This is a genomic window from Sutcliffiella sp. NC1, assembly GCF_027594365.1.
In the GTDB taxonomy this organism is placed as follows: Bacteria; Bacillota; Bacilli; order Bacillales; family Bacillaceae_I; genus Sutcliffiella; species Sutcliffiella cohnii.
Genome location: NZ_CP115153.1, coordinates 2852716 through 2864371, shown reverse-complemented (window position 1 = coordinate 2864371; position 11656 = coordinate 2852716). Strand labels below are relative to the sequence as shown.

Here is an 11656-nt window from a genome sequence, read left to right as displayed (position 1 = left end):
ATGTGGAGGATAACTTCTAATGAGATGTTGTTCGGTTAAACTTCTACCCGACCAATTCAGTTCGTCGGAGCGATACGTCTCCGCTTTTCTTTGTCTAGCTCCGGCGCATTGGCCCTCGAGTCATAAGCCAGTCACTTCCGGTGGGCAAAGAGCGCCCACCTGCAGCGCCTGTCTTATGCTTGTCGGGCCAGAGCGAGCCGCCTCCGCTTTTCTTTGTCTAGCTCCGGCGCATTGACCCTATCAAACTTCCCAGTCCGTCCGTACGATAAGTCAACATCAACTCGCTTTACAGCTCGTTGTGTTTCCTTTATCTCCTACCGGACTAGTCCAGTTTGTACGGGTCAGAGCGATGCGCCTCTGCATTTCTATTTGATAATTACTTTATTGTATGCCAAACTATAAAAAACAAAGCATTACATAGAAGGAAGGACATTGATCTATATGAAAATATTGTTTATTGGGGATGTAGTTGGTTCGCCAGGAAGAGACATGGTGAAAGAGTACGTACCTAAATTAAGAAATAAATATAAACCAGATGTAACAATTGTGAATGGAGAAAATGCTGCTGGTGGAAAAGGAATAACGGAAAAGATTTATCAAGGTTTTTTAGAAGCCGGTGCGCAAGTTATCACTTTAGGTAATCATTCATGGGATAATCGAGAAATATTTGATTTTATAGATGATGCGAAATATTTAATAAGACCCGCTAACTTTCCAGAAGGAAACCCTGGAAAAGGGATTGTATATGTACCTTTTGGTAGTAAGGAAATTGCGATCATTAACCTCCAAGGTAGAGCTTTTCTTCCTCCGATTGATTGTCCATTTTTAAAAGCGGATGAACTAGTAAAAGAAGCGAAAAAAAGAACCCCTTATATTTTTGTTGATTTTCACGGTGAGGCTACAAGTGAAAAACAAGCTATAGGTTGGTATTTAGACGGCAGAGTAAGCGCAGTAGTAGGTACACATACACATGTACAAACAAATGACAATCGCATTTTGCCTGACGGTACCGCATATATTACGGATGTAGGCATGACAGGTCCTTATGACGGAATATTAGGCATGGACCGTGAAGTAGTACTAAAAAGATTTTTAACCGCCTTACCTGTTAGATTTGAAGTGTCAAAAGGAAGAACACAATTGAATGGCGTCATTATAGAACTGGATAAGAAAGATGGAAAGGCGAAATCTATTAATCCAATCATCATTAATGATGACCATATTTTCTTTGAATAGCACAGTTATTCGAAAATTATAAAAATTAAACATATACAAGCAGGAATACATTTCTAAATCTCTGAATATAGTATCAATGAAATTATTTTCAGTAATTGTACTCTACAATAAGTCACGGATACTGTAATGTAAGGAGGAACTAGAAATGGAGATATTAAAGGTTTCAGCCAAGTCCAACCCTAACTCTGTAGCAGGAGCTCTTGCAGGTGTATTAAGAGAAAGAGGTGCTGCAGAAATTCAGGCAATTGGTGCAGGTGCACTAAACCAAGCGGTAAAAGCAGTTGCAATTGCAAGAGGATTTGTAGCGCCAAGTGGAGTAGATTTAATTTGCATCCCCGCCTTTACAGACATATTAATTGATGGGGAAGAACGGACTGCTATAAAACTCATTGTGGAACCGAGATAAAATCTTTACGTAGCCTGTTTGCGTCATGCAAACAGGCTGATTTTATGCCCAGATGTAATACTGCCTAAAAGACGGTACCGCGAAAGCAAACGAGTCAACCAAGTGAACCGACAAACTCTAACGGCAGTGTATTTTCAAAGTAGATGCAAGCCAAAAATTTGCACCACCACAGTATGAATATGAAAATAGGCTATGACTATCGTTAATAACGATAACCGTGAGTGGAACGCAGCGGAGGGAACTTGACTCCTGCGGGAGACGCGTGAGCCTTGAGACCTCTTCGAGAGCGAAGCGTAGGAGGAGGCTCAAGCCACGCCCGCGGAAAGCAAGTTCCCGTAGCGAAGTGAAACGGACAAACTTCAAACCGCTAACCTATTTTCGAAGTAGGATTATTATTATTTAGGAGAGATACAATGAACACAAAAATTTTTGATGCACATAGTGATGTACTTTATAAAATGTGGTTAGACCCAACTATTTCATTTCATAACAGTCCTCAATTGCACATAACTTCACAACAATTAAAATCTAGCGGATCAAAAATACAATGTTTCGCTATTTACGTACCAGAAAACGTAAAAATTCATGCGTTTGAAGTTGCAATTCAAATGATTGATATTTTCTATGAAAAAATAATAAACAAAACTCCAAACTTAAAACTAATACGAACGAAAGAAGATATCAATCATTTAAAAGATGAGGAAATAGGAGCTATTCTCACGCTGGAAGGGTGTGAATCAATAGGTTCTAGTATAGAGCGTTTAAGGGCATTGTACCGCCTTGGAGTTAGTTCGATAGGTCTTACATGGAACTTTGCTAATGAAGTAGCTGACGGCGTTCTAGAAAGAAGAGGTGCTGGGCTAACGAACTTCGGAAGAGAAGTAGTGTTAGAAAACAATAAACATAACATATGGACAGATGTTTCTCACCTTTCAGAAATAGGTTTCTGGGAAGTAATGGAATTAGGTAATCACGTTATTGCCTCACATTCAAACGTAAAAGAAATTTGTAATCATCCGAGGAATTTAACGAACGAACAAATAAAGATGTTAATAGAAAAAGACGGGGTTATCGGTATAACATTTGTTCCGCCCTTTTTAGTAGAAAATGGAAATGCAACTGTATTTGATATTATAAAGCATATTGATCATGTATGTGCACTAGGAGGAGAAAATAATGTTGGGTTTGGCTCTGACTTTGATGGCATCACAGAAACTGTTCAAGGATTAAGTACCTTTTCAGAATATGAGAATTTAATTAATATTCTATTAAATTATTATACTGATACACAAGTTCAAAAGTTTTTATTTGACAATTTCGTTAGAAAATTCCCAGGAAACTAGAAAAATACAGTAAACAGGGAGCGCTTTCATACTTTTCTAAAAAAATTTCTAATTTTTTCAAAGAAATTCATACAAAGTATTGTATTTTTAAAAGAATAGGTCTAAAATGAAAGCGTTTAGTACATATCCAATATTCAATACAAACTTAATTTTTTGAATTATTAAGCGTAATTTATAGTTATTTAATTGGAAAAGTGCTACACTATTGATGAATCATTTTAAAATAATTTTGAATGTATTTTTAAAGGGGTGTAAGTCACATGATCAATCAACTTTCATGGAAAGTTGGAGGGCAACAAGGGGAAGGTATCGAAAGTACTGGTGAGATATTTTCCATCGCGCTAAACAGACTAGGATACTACTTATATGGTTATCGCCATTTCTCTTCACGTATTAAAGGTGGTCATACGAATAATAAAATTCGTGTAAGTACAACACAAGTTCGTTCTATTTCAGACGATCTTGATATATTAGTAGCCTTTGACCAAGAGACAATTGATGTAAACTATCATGAATTACGTCAAGGTGGGGTAGTCCTTGCTGATGCAAAGTTTAAACCAACAATTCCTGAAGACGGAAAAGCGACTTTGTATGCGGTTCCATTTACAGAAATTGCATCTGAATTAGGAACTTCTTTAATGAAGAACATGGTTGCTGTTGGTGCTTCTGCTGCAATTTTAGACCTTGATATCGAATCTTTCCGTGTAGTAGTTCAGGAAATTTTCGGACGTAAAGGGGAACAAATTGTAGAAAAGAATATGGAAGCGATTAAAGCTGGGGAACAGTATGTTAAGTCTCAATCAGAAGATGTTCCTTTAATGAAATTAGAAAAAGCTGATGGAAAACAACGTTTGTTTATGATTGGAAACGATGCGATTGCACTAGGTGCTGTAGCGGCAGGATCTCGCTTTATGCCTGCTTACCCAATCACACCAGCTTCTGAAATTATGGAATACTTAATCAAGAAATTACCTGATTTTGGTGGAACTGTTATTCAGACAGAAGATGAGATTGCAGCTTGTACGATGGCAATCGGTGCAAACTATGCTGGTGTTCGTGCTTTAACTGCATCTGCTGGACCTGGTTTATCATTAATGATGGAGGCTATCGGTCTTTCTGGAATGACAGAAACTCCTCTAGTAGTAGTTGATACTCAACGTGGTGGTCCAAGTACAGGATTACCTACTAAAATAGAACAATCTGATTTAATGGCAATGATTTACGGTACTCACGGTGAAATTCCTAAAGTAGTTATTGCACCAAGTACAGTCCAAGAAGCTTTTCTTGATACAGTAGAAGCGTTTAACATTGCAGAAGAATATCAATGCCCGGTTATTTTACTAACAGATCTGCAATTATCATTAGGTAAACAAACAGTAGAACCATTAGATTATAATAATGTAGAAATAAGACGTGGTAAGTTAGTAACAGAAGAGTTACCAGAAGCTGAAAATAAAGCATATTTTAAACGATATGAAGTAACAGAAGATGGAGTTTCTCCGCGTGTTATTCCAGGTATGAAAAATGGAATCCATCACGTTACTGGTGTTGAGCATGATGAAACAGGTAAACCTTCAGAGGTTGCTGGAAATCGTCAAGCACAAATGGATAAACGTTTACGTAAGTTAAACAACATTAAGTTCAATAATCCTATCCATGTACATGCACCTCATGAAGAACCAGATGTTTTAATAGTAGGATTTAACTCTACTAGAGGAACAATCGAAGAAGCAATGGGAAGATTGGAAAATGACGGTGTGAAAGTAAACCATGCTCAAGTTCGTTTAATCCATCCATTCCCGACGGAAGAATTGCTTCCATATGTGAAAGCAGCGAAAAAAGTGTTTGTTGTGGAATACAACGCTACAGGGCAATTAACAAGCATTCTAAAGATGAATGTTGGACATGCTGAGAAAATAAGTAGCATCTTGAAGTATGATGGAGATCCATTCTTACCGAAAGAAATTCACGCGAAGTGCAAGGAGCTGTTATAAATGGCAACATTTAAAGATTTTCGTAATAGTGTAAAACCTAACTGGTGTCCTGGTTGCGGAGACTTCTCCGTACAAGCAGCTATCCAACGTGCAGCAGCAAATGTTGGTCTTGTTCCAGAAGAATTAGCAGTAATTTCTGGTATTGGTTGTTCAGGACGTATTTCTGGATATATTAATTCATACGGATTCCATGGTATTCATGGACGTTCACTACCAATCGCTCAAGGTGTAAAAATGGCTAATAAAGATTTAACTGTTATTGCATCTGGTGGTGACGGAGATGGGTTTGCAATTGGACTAGGTCATACTATCCATGCCATTCGTCGTAATATTGACGTAACTTATATCGTAATGGATAACCAAATTTACGGTTTAACGAAAGGTCAAACATCTCCTCGTAGTGATGTAGGTTTTAAAACAAAATCTACACCACAAGGTTCAATTGAATCTTCCTTATCTGTAATGGAAATGGCTCTAACAGCTGGTGCTACATTTGTTGCACAAAGTTTCTCTACAGATTTAAAAGATTTAACAGCGCTAATTGAAAAAGGAATTCAACATAAAGGTTTCTCTTTAATTAACGTTTTCAGTCCATGTGTAACATATAACAAAGTAAACACGTATGACTGGTTTAAAGAAAACTTAACAAAGTTAAATGATATTGAAGGTTATGACCCGCATAACAAAGTTAAGGCAATGCAAACGTTAATGGAACATAACGGATTAGTTACTGGATTAATCTATCAAAATACGGAACAAAAATCTTATCAAGATCTTGTTCATGGGTATAGTGAAACTCCATTAGCAACATCAAACATTGAATTAACAGAAGAACAATTTAATAAACTAGTTAAAGAATTCATGTAACAACGATAACCCATCTTACCTAAATAGTAAGATGGGTTTTTCAACTTTTACTATCGTGATTTTACAAAAGCTCTGCACATTCACTACCAAAACTAGCTTCCAATGATTATAGTAATGTCGATGTTTTATTAGTGAAACTCATTATATGGACATATTTTTACAACTATCCTTTTACGGTTGTTTAGTTTAGGATAAAATTATATACTATGATAATGTAGTGTTTGTTTGGTTATAAGGAAAGGAGTTTCAAAATGAACGAGAAACAAAGGTTAGAATCGCAACAAATTGCAACAAAAAATCCATCGGACAAAAAATCCGAAAAGGACTATAGTAAATTTTTTGAAAGTGTTTATGTCGCTCCTTCTTTGAAAGATGCAAAAAAACGTGGAAAAGAAGAAGTAAAGTACCATAAAGATTTTAGTATATCTCAAGAATTTCATGGCTTAGGACAAGGCAAGAAGTTTTATATTAGAACTTATGGTTGCCAAATGAACGAGCATGATACGGAAGTGATGGCTGGTATTTTTCTAGAATTAGGTTATGAACCAACAGACGGTGTGGAAGACGCTGACGTCATTCTACTAAATACTTGTGCAATCCGTGAAAATGCTGAAAATAAGGTGTTCGGTGAGCTTGGTCATTTAAAACATTTGAAAAGTGAAAAGCCAGATCTTTTGATAGGTGTTTGTGGTTGTATGTCGCAAGAGGAATCAGTTGTAAATAAAATTCTTAAAACCTACCAACAAGTTGATATGATTTTCGGTACACATAATATTCATCGTCTTCCTAATATTTTAAATGAAGCTTATATGTCTAAAGAAATGGTCGTAGAAGTATGGTCTAAAGAAGGGGATGTCATTGAGAATCTCCCTAAAGTACGTAAAGGTAATATTAAAGCTTGGGTCAATATTATGTACGGGTGTGATAAATTCTGTACGTATTGTATTGTTCCTTATACACGCGGAAAAGAGCGTAGTAGACGTCCAGAAGATATTATTCAGGAAGTACGCCATTTAGCTGCACAAGGTTATAAAGAAATTACTCTTCTTGGCCAAAACGTTAATGCTTATGGTAAAGACTTTGAAGACAGAAAATACGGTTTAGGCGACCTTATGGACGAAATTCGTAAAATTGATATTCCTAGAATCCGTTTCACGACTAGTCACCCAAGAGATTTTGACGATCACTTAATAGAAGTGTTAGGTAAAGGCGGTAACTTATTAGATCACATCCATTTACCAGTACAATCAGGTAGTTCAGAAATATTGAAAATAATGGCTCGTAAATATAGTCGTGAGCAATATTTAGAACTTGTTCGTAAGATTAAGGAAGCGATGCCGAACGCTTCTCTAACTACTGATATTATTGTAGGGTTCCCTAACGAGACGGAGGAACAGTTCGAAGAAACACTTTCCTTATATCGTGAAGTTGAATTTGATTCTGCTTATACGTTTATTTATTCACCACGTGAAGGTACACCAGCTGCTAAAATGAAAGATAATGTACCAATGGAAGTGAAAAAAGAGCGTCTACAAAGGTTAAACGCTATCGTTAATGAGATTTCAGCTAAAAAACTTAAAGAATATGAAGGTAAAATTGTTAATGTGCTTGTAGAAGGAGAAAGTAAGAAAAATCCCGAAGTACTTTCAGGCTATACAGAAAAGAGTAAATTAGTAAACTTCAGAGCACCTAAATCTGCTATTGGGCAAATAGTATCTGTGAAAATTACAGAAGCAAAAACATGGACATTAAATGGGGAAATGGTTGAACAACCAGTTGAGGTGAAATAAAATGGCGAAATATACAAAACAAGAAATAATTACAAAGGCAAGAGAATTAGCAACAATGATTTCAGAAACAGAAGAAGTTGAATTTTTTACAAAAGCGGAAGAAAAAATTAATGAAAATCAAAAAGTAAAAGAAATGATTGCTAGTGTGAAAAGTTTACAAAAACAAGCTGTAAACTTTCAACATTATGGGAAAGAATCAGCTTTAGAAAAAACGGAAGCAAAATTAGACAACTTATTACAAGAAATTGACGAGATTCCAATTGTTCAAGATTTCAAAGAGTCTCAAAAGGAAGTTAATGATTTATTGCAATTAGTTGCGTCTACCATTACAAAAACGGTAACGGATGAGATCATAAAAACAACTGGTGGAGATGTCCTCCGTGGAGAAACAGGATCATTCGTTCGTAATAGTTCAGGAAGTAGCTGTAATTAATATTTTAAAGGTGAGAGGAATCCATTCCTTTCGCCTTTTTTATTTTTTAAACTGTTTTAAAATCACCTTTCTTTCCTCATTAAATGGCCTTGATGAAAAGTAAAGGTTCGCACCTTCTTACATAGCTTGAAAAAATAGGCACATTTTCTATTATAGCTGCATACAATGAAGTATACGTATTTCTGAAATGATTTTATTTTGAGTATACGGGAATTTAAAAGCACAATAGTCATTTAACCCGCATAGGATGAAATGAACATTGTATTGAGGAGGGTGCATACTCGAATGGCTGACTACAGAGAAATAATTACGAAAGCTGTCACAGGTAAAGGTAGAAAGTTTACGCAGTCTACACATACGATTAAACCTGCACATCGTCCTACTAGCATTTTAGGTTGTTGGGTTATCAACCATAAATATAATGCAAAAAAGGTAGGAGACGCAGTCGAAGTGAAAGGAACATACGACATTAATACGTGGTTCTCTCATAGCGACAATACAAAGACAGAAGTAGTGACAGAGACAGTTTCTTACACTGATGTTGTGAAGCTTAAATACAGAGATGAAAACAGTTTAGGTGATGAAATTGAAGTAGTCGCTCGTGTTTTACAACAGCCAAATTGCTTAGAGGCTAGTATTGCTGATAACGGTGATAGCGTAACAGTACAAGTAGAGAGAGAATTTTTAGCAGAAGTAATAGGTGAAACAAAAGTATGTGTAGAAGTTCATCCAGACGCTTTATCAGAAGAAACTGATTGGGATGTTGACGATGAAGAATTTGAAGAATTAAATCCAGACTTTATTGTGGATGGGTATGAAGAATAGTCAAAAAGCTAGGGAGATTACTTCCTAGTTTTTTTCTTTTGTTAAGGATGCGATATTGTTCAGGAAGTACATGACTATTTAAGTAATTCGTCGAAATATGTTATAATTGATTAGAATAACAGAACGAATATTTATTATTAGTTGGGGGTTTACGATGGCAGCTTATACGCCAATGATTCAACAATACTTAAAGGTAAAGGCAGACTATGAAGATGCCTTTTTATTTTTTCGACTTGGTGATTTTTATGAAATGTTCTTTGAAGATGCTATAAAAGCATCTCAAGAATTGGAAATTACGTTAACAAGTAGAGAAGGTGGCGGAGATGAGAAAATTCCGATGTGTGGGGTTCCTTATCATTCTGCACCTAACTATATTGAACAATTAATTGAAAAAGGATATAAAGTAGCAATTTGTGAACAAGTAGAAGATCCTAAACAGGCGAAAGGAGTAGTAAAGAGAGAAGTAGTTCAGCTTATTACTCCTGGTACTGTTATGGATGGAAAAGGACTAACGGATAAGCAAAATAACTTTTTATTGTCTACAACACAGTTTGAAGATAATACACTTGGTTTTACTTATGCAGATTTATCAACTGGTGAAATTTATGTAACAGTATTAACGGGTGGTATGAATCAATTATCGAATGAGGTTTATTCAATCGGTGGGAAAGAAATAGTTGTTGCACCAAATTTTAATACAGAATCTTTACTACCTTTACAGGAACGAATGTCTTTAACTATTTCTTATGAGGAAAACTGTGAACCTTTAAACAATATGCTTCCTATTACAGAAGTACTAGAACAAGAAAAACTAAAAGTTACAGTAAATAGACTTCTTCATTATTTAGTAAAAACGCAAAAAAGAAGTTTGGATCATTTACAACCAGCTCAATTTTTTCAAATAGACGAGTTTATGAAAATGGATTTATATTCTAAGCGTAACTTAGAACTTACAGAAACAATTCGTTCGAAAGGTAAAAAAGGATCGTTATTATGGTTGTTAGACCAAACGGTTACAGCAATGGGTGGAAGGTTATTAAAACAATGGATTGACCGACCACTTATAGACTTAAAAGTAATTACGTACCGCCAGGAAATGGTTGAGGTACTAATAGAACAATTTTTTGCTAGAGAAGAAATTAGAGAACTATTAAAACAAGTTTACGATTTAGAAAGGCTAGCTGGAAGAGTGGCTTTTGGTAACGTGAATGGTAGAGATTTAGTTCAATTAAGAAAATCTCTTCAACAAATACCAATTTTGAAAGAAAAGTTAACGGAACTACCGGCTAATATGGACGAGCTCCTTCAAAAGATGGATGATTGTGAAGATTTAGCCAATCTCCTGCAAAATAGTTTACTAGAACAACCTTCTATCTCAGTTAAAGAAGGAAACATTATTAAAGATGGGTATAATGAGGATTTAGACCGATACCGTGATGCTAGAAGAAACGGGAAAACTTGGATAGCAGAGTTAGAGAAAAGAGAACGAGAAGTTACTGGCATTAAATCATTAAAAATCGGATACAACCGAATTTTTGGTTACTACATTGAGGTCACTAGAGCTAACATTCACTTATTAGAAGAAGGCAGATATGAACGAAAACAGACATTAGCGAATGCTGAACGGTATATAACAGAAGAACTGAAGGAAAAAGAAACATTAATTTTAGAAGCAGAAGAAAAAATAATTCAGCTGGAATATGATTTATTTGTAAGTTTAAGAGAAAAAGTAAAAACATTTATTCCGAGAGTACAGCTTCTAGCAAAAGCAGTTAGTGAATTAGATGTACTGCAATGTTTTGCGACAATAAGTGAAGAGCGTCAATATGTTCGTCCTCAGTTTAGCCCGGAAAGAGTTTTAGCGATAACGGACGGCAGACATCCAGTCGTTGAAAAAGTATTAAATTCGAACGAATATGTTCCGAACGATTGTTTCATGAACAACGAACGAGAAATATTACTTATTACTGGACCGAATATGTCTGGTAAAAGTACGTTTATGCGTCAAATTGCTTTAACAGCTATTTTGGCACAAATAGGTTGCTTTGTACCTGCGAAATCAGCAGTGTTACCTATTTTCGACCAAATTTTCACGAGGATTGGAGCAGCGGACGATTTAATATCTGGACAAAGTACGTTCATGGTAGAAATGTTGGAGGCGCGCAATGCGATTGTTCATGCAACGCAAAATAGTTTAATTTTATTTGATGAAATTGGCCGAGGTACATCTACGTATGATGGAATGGCGTTAGCGCAATCTTTAATCGAATATATACACAATAAAATAGGGGCAAAAACGTTATTTTCGACCCACTACCATGAGTTAACGTCACTAGAAACTGCTTTAGGGAAGCTGCTCAATATTCATGTGAGTGTCGTAGAGAAAAATGGAAAAGTAGTATTCCTTCATAAGATGAAAGAAGGGCCTGCTGATAAAAGTTACGGTATTCATGTAGCGGAATTAGCTAACTTACCAAAAGAAGTAATTGTTAGAGCTGCGGAAATATTAAAAGCATTGGAAACGCCAAGTAGCGAGAAAAGTCCAAAAATACAAGAGGGAACGAAAGTTTTTGAAGATGATAGCCAACTATCCTTTTTTGAAATGAATGATAGTAAGTCTAAAACAAGTACACCAACTATCGCGAAAAAAGAGCAAGAAATTATTCAAACAATAAAAAATATAGATATATTAGACATGACACCTATGCAAGCACTAAATCAACTATACGAATTGCATAAGGTGCTAAAAAAGTAGGAGGGAA

Annotated in this window: 9 protein-coding genes; all 9 read left to right on the top strand. The window is 35.7% G+C overall.

All coding sequences use genetic code 11. From position 1 onward, the window contains the following. The first annotated feature begins 441 nt into the window (after positions 1–441). Entirely contained in the window at positions 442–1236 is a 795-nt protein-coding gene (locus O1A01_RS14970) for a TIGR00282 family metallophosphoesterase (protein WP_066416602.1), read from the top strand. Between the two features lie 145 nt (positions 1237–1381). Beyond that, positions 1382–1642 carry a stage V sporulation protein SpoVS gene (gene spoVS / locus O1A01_RS14965; RefSeq protein WP_003211281.1) on the top strand — a complete coding sequence of 87 codons (261 nt, stop codon included), beginning with the start codon at positions 1382–1384 and terminating at the stop codon, positions 1640–1642. Between the two features lie 413 nt (positions 1643–2055). Further along, positions 2056–2985, top strand: a complete 930-nt coding sequence (locus O1A01_RS14960) for a dipeptidase (protein WP_270064440.1) — start codon at positions 2056–2058, stop codon at positions 2983–2985. A 260-nt stretch (positions 2986–3245) separates the two neighbouring features. Continuing rightward, positions 3246–4979, top strand: coding sequence for a 2-oxoacid:acceptor oxidoreductase subunit alpha (locus O1A01_RS14955; protein ID WP_066416521.1), 1734 nt, complete (start codon positions 3246–3248; stop codon positions 4977–4979). Continuing rightward, entirely contained in the window at positions 4980–5846 is an 867-nt protein-coding gene (locus O1A01_RS14950) for a 2-oxoacid:ferredoxin oxidoreductase subunit beta (protein ID WP_066416524.1), read from the top strand. Between the two features lie 251 nt (positions 5847–6097). Next, positions 6098–7636, top strand: a complete 1539-nt coding sequence (gene miaB / locus O1A01_RS14945) for a tRNA (N6-isopentenyl adenosine(37)-C2)-methylthiotransferase MiaB (protein WP_066416526.1) — start codon at positions 6098–6100, stop codon at positions 7634–7636. Between the two features lies 1 nt (position 7637). Continuing rightward, a complete protein-coding gene (locus O1A01_RS14940) occupies positions 7638–8069 on the top strand; it encodes a YlbF/YmcA family competence regulator (RefSeq protein WP_066416528.1) in 432 nt (143 codons plus the stop codon). A 285-nt stretch (positions 8070–8354) separates the two neighbouring features. Continuing rightward, entirely contained in the window at positions 8355–8894 is a 540-nt protein-coding gene (locus O1A01_RS14935) for an outer spore coat protein CotE (protein WP_066416530.1), read from the top strand. A 154-nt stretch (positions 8895–9048) separates the two neighbouring features. Further along, positions 9049–11649 carry a DNA mismatch repair protein MutS gene (gene mutS, locus O1A01_RS14930; RefSeq protein WP_270064439.1) on the top strand — a complete coding sequence of 867 codons (2601 nt, stop codon included), beginning with the start codon at positions 9049–9051 and terminating at the stop codon, positions 11647–11649. Positions 11650–11656 lie beyond the last annotated feature (7 nt).

Excerpts from the sequence above, each read along its gene's own strand:
- spoVS (WP_003211281.1), top strand. The coding sequence starts at position 1,382 with ATGGAGATATTAAAGGTTTCAGCCAAGTCCAACCCTAACTCTGTAGCA.
- O1A01_RS14970 (WP_066416602.1), top strand. The coding sequence starts at position 442 with ATGAAAATATTGTTTATTGGGGATGTAGTTGGTTCGCCAGGAAGAGAC.
- O1A01_RS14940 (WP_066416528.1), top strand. The coding sequence starts at position 7,638 with ATGGCGAAATATACAAAACAAGAAATAATTACAAAGGCAAGAGAATTA.
- O1A01_RS14955 (WP_066416521.1), top strand. The coding sequence starts at position 3,246 with ATGATCAATCAACTTTCATGGAAAGTTGGAGGGCAACAAGGGGAAGGT.
- O1A01_RS14960 (WP_270064440.1), top strand. The coding sequence starts at position 2,056 with ATGAACACAAAAATTTTTGATGCACATAGTGATGTACTTTATAAAATG.
- O1A01_RS14950 (WP_066416524.1), top strand. The coding sequence starts at position 4,980 with ATGGCAACATTTAAAGATTTTCGTAATAGTGTAAAACCTAACTGGTGT.
- mutS (WP_270064439.1), top strand. The coding sequence starts at position 9,049 with ATGGCAGCTTATACGCCAATGATTCAACAATACTTAAAGGTAAAGGCA.
- O1A01_RS14935 (WP_066416530.1), top strand. The coding sequence starts at position 8,355 with ATGGCTGACTACAGAGAAATAATTACGAAAGCTGTCACAGGTAAAGGT.
- miaB (WP_066416526.1), top strand. The coding sequence starts at position 6,098 with ATGAACGAGAAACAAAGGTTAGAATCGCAACAAATTGCAACAAAAAAT.